22 protein-coding genes are annotated in these 19,212 nt (G+C 40.6%); 2 read left to right on the forward strand and 20 right to left on the reverse strand.

From position 1 onward, the window contains the following. Positions 1-38 precede the first annotated feature (38 nt). The 9 genes from ccmI to ccmA are packed head-to-tail and all read right to left on the reverse strand — an operon-like array spanning position 39 to position 7,008. Positions 39-1,298, reverse strand: a complete 1,260-nt coding sequence (gene ccmI / locus AAEU29_RS05170) for a c-type cytochrome biogenesis protein CcmI (RefSeq protein WP_421972360.1) — start codon at positions 1,296-1,298, stop codon at positions 39-41. Further along, positions 1,295-1,753, reverse strand: coding sequence for a cytochrome c-type biogenesis protein (locus tag AAEU29_RS05175; protein ID WP_274760536.1), 459 nt, complete (start codon positions 1,751-1,753; stop codon positions 1,295-1,297). The genes ccmI and AAEU29_RS05175 overlap by 4 nt, the downstream gene beginning before the upstream one ends. After that, positions 1,753-2,322: a redoxin family protein gene (locus AAEU29_RS05180; RefSeq protein ID WP_421972361.1), complete on the reverse strand. Its 570-nt coding sequence runs from the start codon at positions 2,320-2,322 to the stop codon at positions 1,753-1,755. The genes AAEU29_RS05175 and AAEU29_RS05180 overlap by 1 nt, the downstream gene beginning before the upstream one ends. After that, positions 2,319-4,277 (reverse strand): heme lyase CcmF/NrfE family subunit, encoded by a 1,959-nt coding sequence (locus tag AAEU29_RS05185; protein ID WP_421972362.1) that lies wholly within the window; start codon positions 4,275-4,277, stop codon positions 2,319-2,321. The genes AAEU29_RS05180 and AAEU29_RS05185 overlap by 4 nt, the downstream gene beginning before the upstream one ends. Positions 4,278-4,279: 2 nt before the next feature. After that, positions 4,280-4,762 carry a cytochrome c maturation protein CcmE gene (ccmE, locus tag AAEU29_RS05190; RefSeq protein ID WP_372766100.1) on the reverse strand — a complete coding sequence of 161 codons (483 nt, stop codon included), beginning with the start codon at positions 4,760-4,762 and terminating at the stop codon, positions 4,280-4,282. Next, positions 4,759-4,959: a heme exporter protein CcmD gene (ccmD, locus tag AAEU29_RS05195; protein WP_010560553.1), complete on the reverse strand. Its 201-nt coding sequence runs from the start codon at positions 4,957-4,959 to the stop codon at positions 4,759-4,761. The genes ccmE and ccmD overlap by 4 nt, the downstream gene beginning before the upstream one ends. Further along, complete coding sequence (locus AAEU29_RS05200) at positions 4,949-5,698, reverse strand: heme ABC transporter permease (RefSeq protein WP_421972363.1); 750 nt, start codon at positions 5,696-5,698, stop codon at positions 4,949-4,951. Before AAEU29_RS05200 ends, ccmD begins: the two co-directional genes overlap by 11 nt. Before the next feature lie 2 nt (positions 5,699-5,700). Beyond that, entirely contained in the window at positions 5,701-6,387 is a 687-nt protein-coding gene (gene ccmB, locus AAEU29_RS05205; RefSeq protein WP_274760541.1) for a heme exporter protein CcmB, read from the reverse strand. Beyond that, the gene (gene ccmA / locus AAEU29_RS05210; protein ID WP_421972364.1) at positions 6,388-7,008 is read right to left on the reverse strand and encodes a cytochrome c biogenesis heme-transporting ATPase CcmA; all 621 of its coding nucleotides are present in this window, start codon (positions 7,006-7,008) and stop codon (positions 6,388-6,390) included. Positions 7,009-7,114: 106 nt separating this feature from the next. Here ccmA and AAEU29_RS05215 point away from each other — a divergent pair, with 106 nt between their 5' ends. Then, on the forward strand, positions 7,115-9,298 hold the full coding sequence (locus tag AAEU29_RS05215) for a hypothetical protein (protein WP_421972365.1): 2,184 nt from the start codon (positions 7,115-7,117) through the stop codon (positions 9,296-9,298). Position 9,299: 1 nt separating this feature from the next. Further along, complete coding sequence (locus AAEU29_RS05220; RefSeq protein ID WP_372766090.1) at positions 9,300-9,599, forward strand: EscU/YscU/HrcU family type III secretion system export apparatus switch protein; 300 nt, start codon at positions 9,300-9,302, stop codon at positions 9,597-9,599. Between the two features lie 47 nt (positions 9,600-9,646). On the opposite strand, the gene AAEU29_RS05225 is transcribed toward AAEU29_RS05220, so the two are convergent. Genes AAEU29_RS05225 through AAEU29_RS05275 form a run of 11 tightly spaced genes read right to left on the reverse strand, consistent with a single transcriptional unit; the run spans position 9,647 to position 19,204 of the window. Next, positions 9,647-10,045 (reverse strand): DUF2802 domain-containing protein, encoded by a 399-nt coding sequence (locus tag AAEU29_RS05225; RefSeq protein WP_274760545.1) that lies wholly within the window; start codon positions 10,043-10,045, stop codon positions 9,647-9,649. After that, positions 10,045-10,539, reverse strand: coding sequence for a chemotaxis protein CheW (locus tag AAEU29_RS05230; RefSeq protein WP_274760546.1), 495 nt, complete (start codon positions 10,537-10,539; stop codon positions 10,045-10,047). Before AAEU29_RS05230 ends, AAEU29_RS05225 begins: the two co-directional genes overlap by 1 nt. Positions 10,540-10,598: 59 nt before the next feature. Further along, positions 10,599-11,327, reverse strand: a complete 729-nt coding sequence (locus AAEU29_RS05235) for a chemotaxis protein CheW (protein WP_421972366.1) — start codon at positions 11,325-11,327, stop codon at positions 10,599-10,601. Continuing rightward, on the reverse strand, positions 11,320-12,096 hold the full coding sequence (locus AAEU29_RS05240; RefSeq protein WP_274760548.1) for a ParA family protein: 777 nt from the start codon (positions 12,094-12,096) through the stop codon (positions 11,320-11,322). Before AAEU29_RS05240 ends, AAEU29_RS05235 begins: the two co-directional genes overlap by 8 nt. 8 nt (positions 12,097-12,104) lie before the next feature. After that, positions 12,105-13,076, reverse strand: coding sequence for a flagellar motor protein MotB (locus tag AAEU29_RS05245; RefSeq protein WP_421972367.1), 972 nt, complete (start codon positions 13,074-13,076; stop codon positions 12,105-12,107). 5 nt (positions 13,077-13,081) lie between these two features. Then, a complete protein-coding gene (locus AAEU29_RS05250; protein WP_421972368.1) occupies positions 13,082-13,849 on the reverse strand; it encodes a flagellar motor protein in 768 nt (255 codons plus the stop codon). Continuing rightward, on the reverse strand, positions 13,842-14,996 hold the full coding sequence (locus AAEU29_RS05255) for a protein-glutamate methylesterase/protein-glutamine glutaminase (RefSeq protein ID WP_421972369.1): 1,155 nt from the start codon (positions 14,994-14,996) through the stop codon (positions 13,842-13,844). The genes AAEU29_RS05250 and AAEU29_RS05255 overlap by 8 nt, the downstream gene beginning before the upstream one ends. 11 nt (positions 14,997-15,007) lie before the next feature. Beyond that, entirely contained in the window at positions 15,008-17,248 is a 2,241-nt protein-coding gene (locus AAEU29_RS05260; protein WP_421972370.1) for a chemotaxis protein CheA, read from the reverse strand. Between the two features lie 14 nt (positions 17,249-17,262). Then, the gene (locus AAEU29_RS05265) at positions 17,263-18,036 is read right to left on the reverse strand and encodes a protein phosphatase CheZ (protein ID WP_421972371.1); all 774 of its coding nucleotides are present in this window, start codon (positions 18,034-18,036) and stop codon (positions 17,263-17,265) included. A 17-nt stretch (positions 18,037-18,053) separates the two neighbouring features. Continuing rightward, complete coding sequence (gene cheY / locus AAEU29_RS05270) at positions 18,054-18,437, reverse strand: chemotaxis response regulator CheY (RefSeq protein WP_010560568.1); 384 nt, start codon at positions 18,435-18,437, stop codon at positions 18,054-18,056. Between the two features lie 50 nt (positions 18,438-18,487). Further along, on the reverse strand, positions 18,488-19,204 hold the full coding sequence (locus AAEU29_RS05275; protein WP_421972372.1) for an RNA polymerase sigma factor FliA: 717 nt from the start codon (positions 19,202-19,204) through the stop codon (positions 18,488-18,490). Between the last annotated feature and the right edge of the window lie 8 nt (positions 19,205-19,212).

Here is a 19,212-nt window from a genome sequence, read left to right on the forward strand (position 1 = left end):
GGCATTTTTGATTAAGCACTCAGAATCCCTATTATAACTTAGAGTAATGTATCAATTGTTAATTCTACTTGATTGACTTGTTCGATATCGAAACCGTTAGTCTGCCCTTCAAGTTCGCCAGCTTGCGTATCAACCTTATCGTCATTACTAATTCGTGCGACAACTTTAACACGCTTAAACTCAGCAAACGTCATGCCTGCTACCATTGCATCACTTTCAGATAAAGTGACTTGCAAAGGCAACTGCCAATTTGCCTGCTTTACAACAGCCAATGGCATTGGCGGGCCAACTTCTGCTTTTGCAAAAACAAATAACACACCATTACGTGGCAATTTATCTTTCAGTTCATCAGCAAGTGTAATATTTACCGTGACAGCAAGGCCTTGTCCAAGTGAATTTTGTTTAGAAGTGTTAGTTTCTTGAGCTACTTTAGCTTTTAGCTCTTCAACACGGGCACTCAACATCGCATAACTTGGGTTAGTTTCTGACATACGCCCTAGAATAAGCTCAAAAGCTGCTAGCGACTGTTGCCAATCACCACGCTCATAGGCAATTAATGCCAACATCGAAAGTGCATCTGAGTTACTAGGTTCAATTTTAAGTACATTAGATACTACTTTTGCAGCCTTACTAATTGAAAGCTCAGATCCTTCTAACATTAATACCTGCGCTTTACTCACCAATGCATTCACATTTTTAGGGTTCATCGCGATGGCTTTCTCAAATGACATATTTGCTGATTCAAAATCATTTAACATCAGCATAATACGGCCTAATAAAAGCCATGCCATTTCATCATCACCTTGCTCAGCAAGTTTAGTGCGAAGTCCTAAAGCAAGCTCTTGCATTTCGTTATTAGACAGTGGTTCACCCTGCTGTAAAACAGCACGTTTACCTAGCTCTGGTAAGTTATCTTTTGCTTCTTGCCATTGTGTAAGTAAATTAAAGCTACCTGTCATCAAGTAAAACACGACACAAAAAGTCACGGTGAACAAGCTAGCAGTTAATGCTATTACCGAACGATTTCCGCGCTGATTCAGCTGTTGCTCAGGTGCTAATTCCTGTAACAGCGCTTGTTTTTGCTCGATTACTGCAATGTTATAAGCTTCTTCGCTAAGTTTGCCTGTATCGACTTCTTGCGATAGCTCTTCGAGTCGCGATTCATAATCAGAAATGCGTAAAGCATTAGCATTTGGGTTAGTTTTAATTGCTTTTTCTTTACGTGTGAATGGAAAAACCACGAAAAACAAACCAACTACTATAAGGGTTGCAGCATAAAAATAAAACGACGTAATCATGCTGGTTCCTTATACTTAGCAATAAGTTTTGCCAGTTTTTGCTCATCACTATCGCTCCACTGTGCGCTGTTTTTCGCCTGTTTCTTTTGCTTAAACAAAATAAAAACAAAACCGAGAAAAACGAAACCCAATGGTAATACCCAAAGTAATAACGTGAGCGGTGTTACAGGTGGTTTGTAGTGAACAAAATAACCATAGCGGTCAATCATATAGTCAACAACTTGGTCTTTATCATTCCCTTCTTGCACCAACTGCAGAACTTTTTCACGTAAATCTTTAGCCACAACCGCATCCGAATCGGCAATATTCTGGTTTTGACATTTAGGGCAACGCAGCTCAGCCGTTAGCTCACGAAACAACTGCTCTTCTTGAGCACTGTTAAACTGATATTGATTTTCTGCAGCAAATAAATGTGCCGAGAAAATCGTTAATAACACAATTAAAAACTTCTTCATTACTGGAGCTCTAATAACTTAGGTGCAAATTTAGCACGCCATACTCGTTCATTAATATCACCGGTGTGATGCAGGATAATCTTACCGTCTTTATCCACTAAGAAATGCTCTGGTGCACCTGAAACGCCTAGGTCTAACGCGAGGGTACGATTAAGATCTAAAATGTTAAACTGGTACGGATCACCGGTGCGTGACAACATGCCCTTAACCTCACGTTGTAATGCAGGCAAGTCAAACACGTCGCCAAAATCAGCATCATAGTTTTGCTCATAATACAACCCGATGATTTTAACACCTTGGCCGCGAAGCTTTGTTAGATAAGGTAGTTCAATTAAACATGTCGGGCACCAAGTGCCCCACACATTCAATAAATACACTTCACCAAGTAAGTCTTTTTCAGTCCAACGTTTATTTTCATCCATTAAATCCGGTAAATTAAACGCAGGCATAGTGTGACCCAAACGCCCTGTTTCAATTTCCTTTGGATTACCAAATAAACCTTTCAGTAAAAATACGCATAAAACTGCAAAAATAATAAAAGGGACCAACATTAAACTTTTGTTTTTCATGCAGTCACTCCTTTTACGTCAGCAGCTAAAGCTGTTTTACGGCGGTAACGCTTATCTAACATCATAAATAAGCCAGCAAAGGCCATTAGGAAACCACCTAACCACATCCAGCGTACAAACGGTTTTTCATAAATACGTAACGCCCAGGCACCATTGCTTAGTTGCTCACCAAGGGCAAGGTATAAGTCACGGCTTAATTTGGCATCGATTGCTGCTTCCGTCATCACTTGCATGCCCACATCGTATTGACGCTTTTCTGCATAGAGCTCAGTGACTTTCTGGTTATCTTTAAATACAGTAACAACGCCTGCATGACCCTTGTAGTTAGGGCCTACAATCGCTTTTACACCCTCAAAGCGGTAGCTATAATCGTTCAATTGTACTTGCTCACCAGGGTTCATTTTCACTTGTTTTTCAACCGAGTAAGCAGACGTTAATGTTACGCCGAGCACAACACAAGCAAAGCCTAAATGCGCTGTGTGCATTGCCCAAAAACTGTTACCCAATTTTGCGATTGAAGCACCCTCTTTACTTAATTTTTCAAGTAAGTCGATAGCACCAGTTAAACAAACCCAAAGTGCAAAAAAGACACCGACAAGAGTTGTGGTTGAAACATTTTCATAACTTGAGTAAAGCCAAGCAAACGTAATTACCGTTGTCACAACTAACGCGCCAATTAATTTTTTCATCAAATGTGAATACTGGTTTTGTTTCCAGCGCAGCATTGGCCCTAAGCCAAGTAACAGCGAAAATGGCACTAGCAAATAGAAGAACATTTGATTAAAGAAAGGCACACCAATGGAAATTGTTCCCATGCCGAGTTCTTTGTGCACCATAGGAAGTAATGTACCAAGAAGTACGATGAGCGTCGCAACACATAGCAATAAGTTGTTTAACCAAAGGGCCACTTCGCGAGAGAACAGTTTATAACGTGATGTTGATTCAACTGTGCCTGCTCTTAAGCCATAAAGTAATAAGCTTCCGCCTACAACGATAGCAAGGAAAGATAAGATAAATGAACCACGACCTGGATCAGTGGTAAAGGCGTGTACCGATACAATAATACCCGAGCGCACAATAAATGTACCAAGCAGTGTGAGTGAGAACGCAGCAATTGCTAGTAACACCGTCCACGACTTAAACACACCACGCTTTTCAGTTACCGCAAGTGAGTGAATAAGTGCAGTTGCTACGAGCCATGGCATTAGTGATGCATTTTCAACTGGATCCCAGAACCACCAACCGCCCCATCCAAGCTCGGCATAAGCCCACCAAGAACCAATTGTAATACCAAGGGTTAAGAATAACCACGCGGCCATAGTCCAAGGACGTGACCATTTTGCCCAAGTGTTATCTAACTTACCCATTAAAAGCGCCGCAATCGCAAATGCGAACGACACCGATAAACCTACATAACCCATATACAATAATGGCGGGTGAATAATCATGCCTGGATCTTGTAACAATGGATTTAAATCATGACCTTCAATTGGGTAGTAAGGTAATAAACGCTCAAATGGACTCGACATCAGAAGCGTATAGAGAATAAAACCAAGGCCAAGGAAGCCTAAGATCGACAGTACGCGCGCGCGCAACTGCCATGGCAATGATTTAGAGGCAAATGCCACTATAGCAGTCCAGCCTGTTTGCATAAGCACCCAAAGCAATACAGCACCTTCGTGACCACCCCAGGTAGAGGTAACTTTGTAATACCAAGGTAATTTAGTACTGCTGTGGCTCGCCACATATGCCACTGTAAAATCATCAATTAAGGTAACGTAAATTAAGATACCAAATGAAAGCGCTGTAAAAATAAACTGCGCTAATGCAAACGATGGTGCACTTTGCATTAGGCGTAAATTACCTTTAACAGCACCATACATAGGATAAACACTGAGTAATATCGCAAACGCTAGCGCTAGCGTTAACGATAAATAACCTAATTCAGCAATCATAATTAGTAACCGCCGTTATTTAGATTATATTTTGGTTTTTCGTGTTTAATTCCTTTTACTGCTTCAGCAACATCAGCAGGCATGTATTCTTCATCATGCTTTGCTAACACTTCAAATGCTTCAATTACATTTGGTTCAATTAGCACACCCTGTGCAACAATACCCTGACCTTCACGGAATAAGTCCGGTAAAATACCGTGATAACGAATGGTTACTAATGGACCGGTATCAATCAGTTTAAACTCTACATCTAACGATTCTTCATTGCGCACAACTGAGCCTGGCACAACCATACCGCCAATGCGCAGTTTTTGACCGATAAATGGCTTCTCTTTATTAGGCCCTTTACCATCAATTAGCTCGGATGGAGTATAAAATAGGTTGATGTTTTCTTGTAACGCGTAAAGCGTTAGGCCTATTGCCGAGCCAATACCCAAAAGCACCGCAATAATGGTAAACATTCGTTTTTTACGTCTTGGATTCACAGCCCCTGCTCCTTCGCCTTTTTAATACGTGCTTCGCGCGCAATTTGCGATTTTACATCTTCTAAAATTTTGCCGTGAGTGCGCTTACTTGATATAAAAATACCTAATAAAATCACTGCACATGCCCCATATGAGAGCCAGACATAAAAGCCATAGCCACCCATAGCGAAAAATTCTGAAAGCGAGTTAAACTGCATTTTTACCTCCACTCACTAAATTACGCACCCAGGGGCGGTGCTTTTCTCTTTCTAAAATTTCATTTTTTAAACGCATTAGCACGATAACAGCCATTAAGCATGCAAATGCCAAAATATTAATAAGCAATGGATATAGCATGCTGCTATCAATTGCTGAACCATCAAACTTGGTAATTGTTGAGCCTTGGTGCAAAGTATTCCACCACTCAACTGAGTAATGAATAATTGGCACATTAACCACACCGACCATGGCTAAGATACATGATGCACGACCTGCTGCACCTTTATCTTCAAAAGCGTAGTAAAGCGCAATCACACCAATATATAAAAACAGTAAAATCAGCATGGTGGTTAAGCGTGCATCCCATACCCACCATGTACCCCACATAGGTTTACCCCATGCAGCACCAGTGATTAACGCAATTGCTGCAACCGCTGCACCCACTGGCGCAATAGCAATTACGGCCAATTCAGCATTTCGGATCTGCCACACCATCGCAATAAATGCGGTAATCGCCATTGAGGTGTAAGCCCCCATTGACAAAATTGCAGCAGGAACATGGATAAAGATAATTCGATAACTGTCTTTTTGTTGATAGTCAGCCGGCGCATACGCAAGGCCCCATGTCCAGCCAACAATTAAACCAATCACAGCAACTACGGCAAAATACGGCATCAAGGTATTACATACTTGATAGGCTTTTTCTGCTTTCGCATATGGATGTAACCACTTCCACATAACTAACTCACACTCACTTTTAAAGATGATGAAACGGCAAATGGCGCCAATACACTTGCACCCGCAAGAAGCGCCCCTAATATGGCTAATTGACCAGAGTAGTCAAGCGACATCGCCCCCGCGTCGATAGCGGATGTCGCAAAAATTAATACTGGAATATACAGTGGCAATACTAACAAGCTAAGTAGTACTCCCCCCTTTTGTAACCCTACCGTTAACGCCGCACCTATCGCCCCGATTAGGCTTAATAACGGTGTACCAATCAGTAGCGTTAACAAGGTGGCAGTTAACGCTTCACTTTCTAGGTTTAGCAGTAAAGCAAACATAGGGGTCATTAAAACCAAAGGTAACCCAGTTACAGTCCAATGTGCCGCTATCTTCGCCAACACAGTTAATGATGTCGGGAATGGACTCAGCATCATTTGCTCTAACGTACCATCCACGTAATCATCACGGAACATTTTATCTAAACCTAACATGGTAGAGAGCAATGCAGCTACCCAAATTATGCCAGGTGCCATGCGCGCTAATAGATTAGGCTCAGGCCCAACCCCTAACGGAAATAAAGTAATCACAATAATAAAAAATAAAACAGGATTAATGATTTCTGAGCGCTGACGAAATGCTAACGTAAGGTCTTTTTTATAAATACTTGAAAATAAGCGCCAGTAAGAATCGTGAGTTTTCATTTAGAAACGGTACTCCAGTACTAAGCGCGACAGCTCTGGGAAATGTTCTGTAAGGTCTTGGTGACTTGTTAAAATAATCGCGCCACCTTGTGCTAAATGTTTTTTGAATTGTTGTTGTAACAGTACAACACCTTTTTTATCGACCGCAGTAAAGGGTTCATCTAGCATCCAAAGCTTTGCTTTGTTAAGCCAAAGGCGTGCAAGTGCAACACGGCGTTGTTGCCCAGCCGAAAGTAAACGGACTGGCACATCTTCAAGGCCAACTAGACCTAATTGCGCCAGTACATCGAGAAGATCTTGTTGTGTTTCTAAACCATGAGTTTCTAGCCAAAAAGCCAGATTTTCAAGTGCGGTTAATTGCCCATTAACGCCAGTTTTATGGCCAATATATAGTGTGTCGCAAGCAAATTGTAAATTGTCTTTAGCAATATCCACACCTTGCCACATTACTTTGCCAGATTCAGCACGTACAAAACCAGCTAAAATACGTAATAGCGAGGTTTTACCTGCACCATTTTGCCCTTCTAACTGGACAATTTGCCCTTGATGTAATTCAAAAGAGAGATCTTCAAACAAACATCTATCTTGCCGAACGCAGCAAATTGAATCTACTTTTAACAAGTTTAACTATCTCTCGACCTAAAATTGGGCATTAGTCTAACATAATGGTATTGTAAAACGTAATCTCCTCGACAAGAGAAATTGGCAATAGCTTGATTTAAAACAGATGACAGATATCCAATCTCTGCTAAATATTGTATCTACCCCAAGTAATGAGCTTGAGCAAAGCGCGTTATCTCAACTTACGCAAAGCCAATTAACGCAGGTAAAACAGCTACAACAACTTTTACAACAACTGAATTTACCGCCTAAAGCAAGCCAACAACTTATTAGCGCATTAATGAAGGAGACTGTGAACGTTACTAATCTCGTGGTAACTGACAATAAATTGTCTTTCACGCTTTCACAATTAACACCCAAACTGGTTGAATTGACGATCCCTTCTCAACCACTGCAATTGCAAACAGATAAAGCACAACTCTCAGTGACAACAAACTTGAGTGAACTTCTAATAAATCTGCCAAAACAGAATATTAAGTTGCCACATCAAGTTATTTTTCAACTTTTAAAGCTTGCAACGAATAGTGCAGAAACAACGCAAGGCAAGTTTGCAATACCATCGCAAATTACAAATTTAGATAAGCATTTGTTGGTAAAAGCAAATCATGTAGCAATATCAGCCGAATTGCCTAAAAGTCTTGCAAGCTTAGTAAAGCATCAGCAGCCGGCAATTATTGAAGTTGAAAACAAACGCGAGCAATTAAGTTTAAATATTAAACTTGATAAGCACAGCCAACCGGTGCAGTCACAAGTTTTACCAATTAAAAAGGCAATTGAGCTTGTAAAACTGCAATCACCTCTTTTACAGTTTGATGCGAAGAAAACACCTGCACTTAGTATTAATAACAGTCATGTATTACTAACAAATACACCCCAAGTTATCACAAATCAAAAGCTTACATTTAATCTTAATAACTTAGGTGATAAAGCAGTATTAAATCTACCATCGCAAATATTTAAGGTAGCGCTCAACACCTCTCAAGCCCCATTAAAAGTTGCGCCGCGAGAATTGATTTCTGCGCCTCAATTAGCAGTAAAAGAACTGCCAATCATAAATAGTGTGACTGCGACGCAAAAAAGCTTTAGCCAATCGGTTTTAGCACCAATGTTAGCAAGTATTAAAGCCGTTTTGTTTGAACGAAGTATCACGCTAAATCATGCAACTAAAGGGAGTGTAAATTTACCAAAGCTTGATATGACAAACTCTGTACAAATAGCTGATCCTACTTCTACAAAGCAAGACGTTACACCTTCAAAATTACCATTATTAACAGCAAATTCCGAAAGCCAGCAAAAAGCAGCAGTTTATAGCAGACCAGTTAGAGCGGCTTTACTACAACAACAAGACACTGGTAATTCAAAAGGAGATATAACGACTAGCGTTAAAGCCAATGTCGATCTAGCAAAACCAACCCAATTATCGTTAGAAGCAATTGCAAAGCAAAACCCTTTGCATACCTTAGCGTCACAACTTAATAAAACAGCAGCATCTCCTCTATTGCCCGAAGCATTAAGCAAATTGGTTAATTCAGCCTTCAGTAGGATGGTAAATGAGTCAACAGCCTTGCAACCCGTTGTGATGCAAATAAAATCAATCATTGCACCAGCACACATTACACAAATAGACTCACTTCAAACACCCATTGGTATAATTGAACACGCTAAGATTTCCCTTGCCGCAAATGGTTTATTACAACAAAACAATCTCGTGAGCGAACAGCAAGGAAAGTTAGAAAATTTATTGCCATTATTGCTCAGCTTAACAAAGGGATTACACAATAAAAAAGAAAGTAAGTCACCTAAAGGGCAGTTAGCATTGCCGGCTGCTTTGCAAAAAAGCTTAAGTGACAACTTAACGTCACTGCAAAAAAACTTACAAGGCACTTTTCAGTCAAGTTCACAGCAAGCCTCAAATACCGAACAGCCCTTAGTAAATATCCAGTTTGCGTTACCCCAACAACAAACAGAAAAACTTACCACGACGCCAATTACCATCGAGCAAGAACAGCGTAAAATGAGTAATGGTGAGGTTGTTTCTATTTGGCATATAAACTTGGCATTTGAAATTGAGAATAACATTTTAAATATTGGAGCAGAGCTTAATAAACAGCAGTTAGCACTAAATTTTAGCTCTGACAGTGCAGCATTAATAAACAAAGCAAAAACGCAAGCACAGTTACTTGAACAAAAGTTAACGCAGCATGGTATTGAAATTTTAAGCAGCGAGTTTAACTTAACTGAACAGCATCAGCTTAAGACCCGCTCTGGCATAGTTAATATTAAGGTTTAATATGACGACACAAAAATCAGCAATAGGCCTTTTTTATGATGGTCAAGGCGCACCTGAAGTGAGCAGTAAGGGCTTCGGTGAGCTAGCTGAGCACATTATTCAGTATGCAAAAGACAACGATATTTTATTGCATCAAGATGAGGCATTAGCAACCAGCTTAGCTAACCTAGAAATTGGTCAGCAGATCCCTGAAGAGCTGTATTATGTGATTGCTGAATTGATTGCTTTTTCTTATGTATTGCAAGGGAAATTTCCACCTGGGTGGCAGGCGTTACATAACAAATTGGATGTAAAAGCCTAGAAAATTTTGACCTTTTCGGTCTAATCACTAGGCTTTAATTTGGCATGTTACCCTTCTTTTTGGTGAAGCGTAAAAAGTAGTTCGGCTTCTGCTCGCGGTAATTCACATTCGCGAATAACTTCCTCGATGTCAGCGCCTAACTCAATCATCTTAACTGCACGAGAGTAAATTTTTGATTCTGGATCAGCAAGTTGAATATCTTGCTGTTTTTGCTTTAGCTCTTGTGCTTCTGATTGTAGCTCCATTACATGTTTACCAATTTTAAGTAAACCTGAACGGATTTCTTCTATTTCATTTTTATTAATTGTTTGTTGTTTTACTAATTGTGACTCGCTGTCTTTGTGTGTTTTTTGTACCTGCTTTAAGCGTGACAAAGCGCTAAACGCAATCATGCAGGCACAAATTGCAACACACAGAGCAACTATCGAGATAATCTGCCAAATCATTAGAAATTACTTAGCTCATCCCACTCTTCATCGCTTAGTAACTTATTCAAATCAACTAAGATTAGTAACTCACCATCACGGTTAGAAACACCTTGAATAAATTTCGCACTTTCTTCTGTACCGATGTTTGGCGCACTGTCAATTTCTGAACTGCGTAGGTAAACTACTTCGGCAACGCTATCAACCAAAATACCAATCACTTGTTTTTCTGCTTCAATAATCACAATACGTGAATTATCGGTAACTTCAGCACTGTTTAAGCCAAAACGTGTGCGTGTATCAATAACCGTTACAACGTTACCGCGTAAGTTGATAATACCCAGTACATAAACAGGAGCACCCGGTACCGGAGCAATTTCACTATAACGCAGTACTTCTTGTACTTGCATTACATTGATACCGTACGTTTCATCTCCTAAGTGAAACGTCACCCATTGCAAAACTTCATCATTCACGTCGGCTGCATTTGACGAAAGAACTCTTTCTTCACTCATTTTTTAGCTCCTATCCAATGTGGATATGTGTTAACTGCGACTAACTTAACGATATTGCATTAGACATTATCGTCTTGGCTATCTAAACCTTGATCTAACAATTCAGTCATTGCCGATACATTAATTAAAGCACACATTTTCTCTTTAATTAATCCAGCAAGCCATGGCCTGCGGCCAGCTTTATCACGCCATTTAATATCTTGGTGCGATAAACTAACATTATCGATTAAACGCTCGGCTAACAGCCCCCAGTTAGATTCACCTAACATTATAAGATACTGATAGTTTAGCGCTTCTTCTAACTTTTTGTTATATTTTTCTGGCATTACCCAACGCGCTGAATCAACAACATTGAGTTTTTCTTCACGGTGCAACATTACACCTTTAAACCAGTCTGGCTTGCCAAACAGTTGATTTATTTCACCTAATTGATAAATTCCACCAAGAGATTTAAGTGGAACCGCAAGTGTTAAGCCTGCAACTTCAAAATAAAGTGCTTGGAATTCATCGGCATTAAAGCTCTCATCTTGAGTACGAAGTGGTGGTAATGCAACTTCAACCGCTTCGACGAATTCGCTACTAGTAACTTCTTCAATAATGGGCTTAGCATGTGCTAGCGGTGCTTTAATAGGTTGCGCAATTGACTTTTGATGCTCTGCCGCTTTAACTTCAACATCGCTTAATAGATTTTCAACAGGACTAACAATATTTTCAGATGACTCTTCTTGTAACAGCGCATCTAAATATTGTTTCATGACCTTTTCATTAGCAAATAACTGCTTAGTCATCCCTTGCCCCTTCTAAGTGCTCAAGCAATGACGTGTATGCAAATACCCCTCGCGATTTAGGGCAGTATTGATGAGGCGCTTGCATAGCAAGACTTGCATCTCTTAACTTAGTATCTACTGGCACAACACCAGGCCAGACTTTCTCACCATATAAAGCGCGTAACTTTTTATACGCTTCTAAAGAGGCTTTTGTGCGTTTATCATACATGGTTGGCACAATGGTGAAGTTATAAGATTTATTCTGCGAACTTTGCATTAACTCCATGGTTCGCATCATGCGATCTAAGCCTTTAAGGGCTAAAAACTCTGTTTGCACAGGAATTAAAACGCGATTACATGCAGCAAGGGCATTCACCATCAGCACCCCAAGCACAGGCGGGCAATCGAGAATTGCAATATCATATTCATCACTTATTTTATCAAGGGCATTACGTAAAATAAGCCCCATACCGCTTTTTTTACCAAGGCTTCTATCGAGAGTGGCAATGGCCATGGTCGCTGGAAGAATATCTAAGTTATCAACGCCTGAAGGACATAAAGACTGCAAAATTTCTTCCCGAGCCATTGCTTTGCCACGTGTAAAAATATCAAATACGCTAACTTCTAGCTCTTCAGAATCAATACCGAAATAATAGGTCAAGGATGCATGTGGGTCGGTATCTATCAGCAAAACACGCTTTCCTCGCGAAGCAAGTAAGCCTCCCAAGGTCACTGTTGTGGTGGTTTTACCTACACCACCTTTTTGGTTTGCTACCGTCCAAATTTTCAATTCAGTACCTATTGTTGTTCTTGTTCTCTGGTTGTAATGCGGATCCCGCCATTTGGCAATTGGATTACCTTAACTGTATCGTCTTGAGTTGCTTGTTGCTTTAATTTTTCAATTTGTAATTCTGTATTACTAACCGATGCATTTTGTGATTCAGCTAGGTCATTTTCAGGCAGTGCATATTTCGAAATAGCAATCACAACCTTACGATTTTGCTGACGACCTTCTTCTGTGTCATTATCGCTAAACGGTGAATGCTGCCCATACCCTTCAATCGCCATTCTGGCAGAAGTCACACCAAGATACTCCAACCACACAAGTACCTCTGTTGCTCGTGCAACAGACAAATGCCAATTAGAGCGAAAAACCTCATTGTTGATAGGTAAATTATCTGTATAGCCACGAATTCTTAAATAGTTACGATTCGCTGTTAAAATTGGCAACAATGACCTTAGTACATCTCTGGCACGTTCTGTAGCAACAGCACTGCCACTGGCAAATAATAAGCTTGAACTTAATTCAATTGTAAGCCAATCCATATCCTTTTCTAGATGGGCTTGCCCTGTTTCTAACTCATCAGAAATGGCCATTTTGAGTTCCTCTTCTAATGAATCAAGAGGCTGACCTAAATATTTTTGTGCAAGGTTGCTAAGCTCTCCACGCCCATCGACAATCTCAGGTCCCTTCTCTTCATTTACAATACTAATACCATGCAAATTACTATCAACATTAGGTTCGTTACTATTTAATAAACCTTCGCCAGTTACACCCGTACCATCAGCTTTAACAAACTTATCGTTAGATTTAAAAACATGAGAAATGGTATCAGATAACACTGAGAATTTTTCTTCTTCAATGATCGCCATGGCATACATCACCACAAACAAAGCAAACATCAGAGTCATATAATCGGCATATGAGACTAACCATCTGTGGCTGCTATCGTTATGTTCTGGTTTTTTTAATTGCTTAAACCGCGCCATAAAGGTTACCGAAACAACGAATTATTATTTTTTTCGATTAAATACGCCGATAACTTTTGTTCAATCAAATTAGGCGAATCGCCTTGTAAAATGCAATACATTCCCTCTGCAAGCATTTGATGGTAACGACAATGCTCATCAACTAAATTTGCTAGTTTATTAGCTATCGGAATATAAATTAGGTTTGCAAAACCGACACCGTAAATTGTCGCAACGAATGCGGTTGCAATACCTGCACCTAACATATCCGGTTGTTGTATAAAATTCATTGCCTGAATTAAACCAAGTACAGCACCTAATATTCCAAGTGTTGGGCTGTATCCACCCATTGCATGATACACTTGGCTGGATTCGTGAAGGGCATGACGTCTTTGCAAAATTTCATTTTCCATAGTGTCAAAAAATTGTTGTTCATCACTGCCATCAACAAGCAAATTCAAGCCCTTAGAGACAAAATAGTCTTTCTCATCTATGGCTAAATTTTCAAGCGAAAGATAGCCATCATGACGGACTTTCGCCGCCCAATTTTTTACCTGTTCAATGCCTTTTTGAAAATCATGCATTGGTGGTTTAAACACCCAAGGTAACATCTTGATAGCGGTGGTAAATTGGTACTTAGTAGCTTGTAACATCACTGCACCAAGCGTACCACCAAATACTATAATAAATGCTGATAAATCAAATAAATTACCCAGTACACCACCTTCAATAGTGTAACCAAGTGCAATTGCTACAAACGCTAAAATGGCGCCAAAAATGGCAAGTTTATCCACAACCTATTTCCGTATTGATGTGTTTTGCAACGTCTTCAAGTGCAATACTTTTCTCGCTTAAGCCTGCACTGGCAACCGCTTGAGGCATACCATAAACAACACAACTTGCTTCATCTTGCGCCCAAATTTTTGAACCGGCCTGCTTAAGTAAACGTGCTCCGTCTCTGCCGTCGGCACCCATACCAGTAAGTACAATTGCAAGAACACCGTCGCCAAAACTTTTTGCTGCACTTGCAAAAGTAATATCCACACTTGGCTTATAAGTTACGCGAGCACTGTCATCTTCATAAATTCGTAGCTTTTGACTACCACCTCGTCCCTCAACTAACATTTGTTTACCACCAGGCGCTAAATAAGCGACTCCAGGTTTTAGTAAATCCCCATTTTCAGCTTCTTTTACGCTTATTTTACATAAGGTATCTAAACGCTGTGCAAACGCAGGTGTAAACGCACCCGGCATATGCTGTATTAGCAATATTGGGTGAGGAAAATTAGCGGGTAATTGAGTCAGTACTTTTTGTAAAGCGACAGGTCCCCCTGTAGAGGTGCCAATTGCCATTAATTTATATTTTTTACCAGACGCTTTAGGCCTTTCTGATGACGTTACAGAGCGTGCATCTGATACTGGCGTTCTTGCCGAGAATGTTCTATCAGGCTGGCGAAGAGTTGAGGAAGATGCTCTTTCAGTAGTAGGCCTCGTTGTGCTGATACTGGGAGTTATTGCCCTTTGAGCTCGAAAGCCACCTACTCGACGACGACCAATCTCTTTAACTTTTTGTTGTAAAACTTGAGTTGCTTCTTCTTTATCGCGCGCAATATCTTCAAATTTTTTCGGTAAAAAGTCTAAAGCACCAGCATCTAGGGCATCAAGGGTTGCACTAGCACCGTCATGTGTTAAGGAAGAAAACATTAAAATTGGCGTTGGTGTTTGCTGCATAATCTGCTTAACAGCGCTAATACCATCAAGTACCGGCATTTCAATATCCATTGTAATGACTGATGGCTTTAATTCAGCGGCCTTTTCAACCGCTTCTTTGCCATTATTTGCAGTGCCAATCACTTCAATGTTGGGATCTTGATTCAAAATCTCGCTAACGCGACGGCGAAAGAAGCTTGAATCATCTACAACTAATACCCTAATTGTCATTAAATGCTCACTTACTTTTTATTGCGACCTTGGCCTGCATAGTGCTTTAACAAGCTCGGAACATCCAGAATGAGCGCAATACCGCCGTCTGAAGTAATCGTTGCACCAGCCATACCAGGCGTACCTTGTAAAAGCGCATCTAATGGCTTAATAACCACTTCTTCCTGACCAATTAGTGAATCTACCACAAAGCCCATTTGTTGAGTGCCAAGTTGCACAATAACAACATGTCCTTGTGAACGTTTTTGTTCGGTACGAGGATTACGAAGTAACCATTTTTCTAGGTAGAATAAAGGTATTGCTTTATCGCGAACGATAATAGTAAGTTGGCCGTCAACTAAATTTGTTTTAGTTAAATCTAAGTGGAAAATTTCATTCACACCAGCCAGTGGTAATGCGAAGGTTTGTTGGCCAACCACCACCATTAAGGTTGGAAGAATTGCTAAGGTTAGTGGTACTTTAATTTCAAGTACTGTGCCTTTGCCTTTCTCAGATTCAATATTCACAGTACCGTTAAGTTGGGTGATCTTGGTTTTAACCACATCCATACCCACACCACGGCCTGAAATATCTGAGATTTCTTCTTTTGTTGAAAAACCAGGGGCAAAAATTAAATTATAAGCTTCAGTGTTAGAAAGTCTCGCCGCCTGATCAGCGTCAATCACACCTTTGCTGATAGCAATGCTCTTTAATTTTTCTGCATCCATACCTGCACCATCATCTTCGATAGTAAGCAAAATATGGTCGCCTTCTTGAGAGGCTGACAAAGTTACAGTACCTGTTCTCGGTTTACCTGCAGCTTCACGGTCATTTGGCATTTCAATACCGTGATCCACTGAGTTTCGAACTAAGTGAACAAGTGGGTCAGCAAGTGCTTCAACTAAATTTTTATCTAAATCAGTCTCTTCACCAACTAATTGCAAATTAATTTCTTTTTTCAAGCTTCGTGCTAAGTCACGAACAACGCGAGGGAAACGACCAAATACTTTTTTGATTGGCTGCATGCGGGTTTTCATCACCGCACCTTGTAGATCAGCCGTAACCACATCTAAATTAGAAATCGCCTTGCCCATACTTTCGTTGCTTACATTAGCACCTAAGCTAACTAAACGGTTACGCACAAGTACAAGTTCGCCTACCATGTTCATTATCTGGTCAAGGCGTTTAGTGTCTACACGAACAGTTGTTTCCGCTGGCGGAGCAGTCGGTTTTGCTGGCGCCTTATTAGCTGCAGGTGCTGGTGCACTTGCTGCTGGTTTTGCAGGCGTAGCTGGCGCTGGAGCAGCAACAGGCTTTGCTGGTTCTGGTTTTGCTTGCTGAGGTGGAGGTGTTGGTTTTGACTCAACAGGTGTTGCTATTGCCTCAGTATTGAATGAATTTCCACTGGCTTTTGGCGCACTACCTTTACCGTGAAGTTCATCAAGTAATGCTTCAAACTCGTCTTCGGTAATGTCTTCATCGTCACCACTCGCTGCAACAGGCGCTGGTGTAGCTGGCGTTTCAACTTCATTAGTTGGTGCCGAACTAGATGCTTCAGCAGCACCTCCAAACGAGCCAGCACCGTGCAACTCATCTAATAGACTTTCAAATTCGTCGTCTGTAATTTCATCAGAGTCTGAAGTTGCTGAATCTGGACTCGATGTAGCTGCAGGGCCGTTTCCGGAACCATGGAGTTCATCAAGCAGACTCTCAAATTCTTCTTCAGTAATATCATCAACACTGCCTGAGCCGTCAGACGAACTTGTGTCATCAGCATCAAATAAAATATCTCCAAAAGGATCTTCTTCGATTGCCTCAGGTGCAGCTTCTTCTACTACTGGCACTGGTTCTTCAGCTACAACAGCTTGAACTTCATCAGCGCTTTCTGGTTGGCTTAAACGGTGTAATTCGGCAAGTAACTGAGGATCAGCCGGATCGGGCTGAGCACGATTTTGAATATGACCAAACATTTCATTAATGGTATCAAGTGCTTGTAAAATCACATCCATTAATTCAGCAGTAACTCTGCGTTTGCCTTGGCGTAATACATCGAAAATATTTTCCGCACCGTGACAGGCATCAACCAATTCCGTCATTGAGAGGAAACCTGCTCCCCCTTTAACGGTATGAAAGCCCCTAAATATTGCATTCAGTAGGTCAGCATCTTCTGGATTATTTTCCAATTCAACTAACTGTTCTGAGAGCAACTCTAAGATTTCACCGGCTTCGACTAAAAAGTCTTGTAAAATATCTTCATCGACATCAAAGCTCATGCATTTTTCTCCGATTAGAAGCCCAAACTAGATAATAGATCGTCTACTTCATCTTGACCTGAAACCACATCTTCACGTGCTTCAGCATTTATAATTGGGCCTTCAGCTACTTGGTCTAATTCACCATCAGCAACCATTTGTTGTTCTTGTTTTAGTGTCGTCTCAGGTGATTCTGCATGTTCAACAGGTGTACCAAACACCGTCAACATATGAATCAAACTTTCTTCGACCTCGCGCACTAGCTCAATTACGCGTCGAATAACTTGACCAGTTAAATCCTGATACCCTTGAGCCATCAGTACTTCGGTCATTAAACTATTCAATTCATCCGAGTTAGATTTTGCTTCTTCCATAAAGCCATTTAACTCATGACACAATACCTTAAACTCTCCCACCTTAAGGTCTCGAGTCATTAATTTATCCCATTTGGGTTTAATGTTATTGAGGCCAGTTTGGAGTTTATCGGCAATTGGCAAAGAAGCTTCAACTGCATCCATAGTTGTATTTGCAGCTTGCTCTGTCATTTCCATCACATAATTAAGACGCTCTTTAGCATCCGGGATGGACTCGGTTGTTAACGCCGACAACGTAGTATCTAATTGAAAGTTTTTTAATGAATCATGCAGTTGGCGAGTTAGCTTTCCTACCTCACCAAATAATTCATCTTGCTCAATTGCCGTAACTTGCTTTAACAGCTCTTGCGCTTGTTGTTGTTCACCATTTTCAAGAAACGCAACGAGCTGTTTAGCTTGTTCTAAGGTAATTTGAGGCGCAGCACTTGCTGACATAAACCTCTCCTTCCCAATTAGCCTAAACGCTCAAAAACTTTATCAAGCTTAGTTTTTAGCGTTGCTGCAGTGAATGGCTTAACAATGTACCCGTTAACACCGGCTTGTGCGGCAGCAATAATTTGTTCTTTCTTAGCTTCTGCTGTCACCATTAGCACAGGGATATGTTTAAGGCTGTCGTCCGCGCGAATTGCACGTAACAAGTCAATACCTTGCATACCTGGCATGTTCCAATCCGTAACTACAAAGTCAAATTCTTGATTTTGTAACATCGGCAACGCAGTACTTCCATCGTCCGCCTCTTGTACGTTTGTGAAACCAAGATCTCTTAACAGGTTTTTAATGATTCTTCTCATCGTTGAAAAGTCGTCAACTACAAGAATTTTCATGTTTTTATCCAAAATATCCTCCAGTGAGGTATGCACCTAATTGTTTACTTACTACTTTTATTCTATATCCAGTCATGGATTTTTGCTTTAAGGCGCACCATGGCCTGACTATGTATTTGGCTGACTCTTGATTCACTCACCTCAAGAATCAAACCGATTTCTTTTAAATTCATTTCGTCATTGTAGTAAAGCGACAGCACTAACGCTTCTCTTTCTGGTAAGGTTTGTATTGCCGTTACCAATGCTTTATTAAATTTATCTTGTTGAATATCAACTAATGGGTTTTGCTCATTGTTCCCAAGGCCTGCATCGATTACATCTTCATCAACACCTAAGTCCTCAATACCAATAATCTTACCATTACTTATATCCCTAAGAATATGATGGTACTCATCTATCGTAATATCAAGTTTTTCAGCAACTTCACTATCTTTTGGTTCACGACCTAGTTCGGCTTCTAACTTATTTATGACTGCAGCAACCTCTCGAGCATTTTTATGCACAGAGCGTGGCACCCAGTCCCCTTTACGAGTTTCATCAATAATCGCACCGCGAATACGAATACCAGCATAGGTTTCAAAGCTTGCGCCTTTAGTGCCGTCAAAATTCTTTGCAGCTTCTATCAGGCCTATCATGCCAGCTTGAATTAAGTCTTCAACAATCACACTCGCAGGTAAGCGCGCAAGAATATGATAGGCAATGCGTTTAACCAACGGCGTATGCTGTTCAACAAGATGAGATAATTGATTCTGGCTAGCATAGGCAGTGGTTCGTTTCATAGGCATTC

It is taken from the genome of Pseudoalteromonas aquimarina (assembly GCF_049257255.1).
GTDB lineage: Bacteria > Pseudomonadota > Gammaproteobacteria > Enterobacterales > Alteromonadaceae > Pseudoalteromonas.

Bases quoted from the DNA above. Each gene is read 5' to 3' on its own strand.
- AAEU29_RS05255 (WP_421972369.1), bottom strand. From the start codon at position 14,996: ATGACAATTAGGGTATTAGTTGTAGATGATTCAAGCTTCTTTCGCCGT.
- AAEU29_RS05200 (WP_421972363.1), bottom strand. From the start codon at position 5,698: ATGTGGAAGTGGTTACATCCATATGCGAAAGCAGAAAAAGCCTATCAA.
- AAEU29_RS05225 (WP_274760545.1), bottom strand. From the start codon at position 10,045: ATGATTTGGCAGATTATCTCGATAGTTGCTCTGTGTGTTGCAATTTGT.
- AAEU29_RS05245 (WP_421972367.1), bottom strand. From the start codon at position 13,076: ATGGCGCGGTTTAAGCAATTAAAAAAACCAGAACATAACGATAGCAGC.
- AAEU29_RS05220 (WP_372766090.1), top strand. From the start codon at position 9,300: ATGACGACACAAAAATCAGCAATAGGCCTTTTTTATGATGGTCAAGGC.
- ccmB (WP_274760541.1), bottom strand. From the start codon at position 6,387: ATGAAAACTCACGATTCTTACTGGCGCTTATTTTCAAGTATTTATAAA.
- AAEU29_RS05265 (WP_421972371.1), bottom strand. From the start codon at position 18,036: ATGTCAGCAAGTGCTGCGCCTCAAATTACCTTAGAACAAGCTAAACAG.
- AAEU29_RS05235 (WP_421972366.1), bottom strand. From the start codon at position 11,327: ATGACTAAGCAGTTATTTGCTAATGAAAAGGTCATGAAACAATATTTA.
- AAEU29_RS05275 (WP_421972372.1), bottom strand. From the start codon at position 19,204: ATGAAACGAACCACTGCCTATGCTAGCCAGAATCAATTATCTCATCTT.
- AAEU29_RS05180 (WP_421972361.1), bottom strand. From the start codon at position 2,322: ATGAAAAACAAAAGTTTAATGTTGGTCCCTTTTATTATTTTTGCAGTT.
- AAEU29_RS05215 (WP_421972365.1), top strand. From the start codon at position 7,115: ATGACAGATATCCAATCTCTGCTAAATATTGTATCTACCCCAAGTAAT.
- AAEU29_RS05260 (WP_421972370.1), bottom strand. From the start codon at position 17,248: ATGAGCTTTGATGTCGATGAAGATATTTTACAAGACTTTTTAGTCGAA.
- AAEU29_RS05175 (WP_274760536.1), bottom strand. From the start codon at position 1,753: ATGAAGAAGTTTTTAATTGTGTTATTAACGATTTTCTCGGCACATTTA.
- ccmD (WP_010560553.1), bottom strand. From the start codon at position 4,959: ATGCAGTTTAACTCGCTTTCAGAATTTTTCGCTATGGGTGGCTATGGC.
- AAEU29_RS05185 (WP_421972362.1), bottom strand. From the start codon at position 4,277: ATGATTGCTGAATTAGGTTATTTATCGTTAACGCTAGCGCTAGCGTTT.
- ccmI (WP_421972360.1), bottom strand. From the start codon at position 1,298: ATGATTACGTCGTTTTATTTTTATGCTGCAACCCTTATAGTAGTTGGT.
- AAEU29_RS05230 (WP_274760546.1), bottom strand. From the start codon at position 10,539: ATGAGTGAAGAAAGAGTTCTTTCGTCAAATGCAGCCGACGTGAATGAT.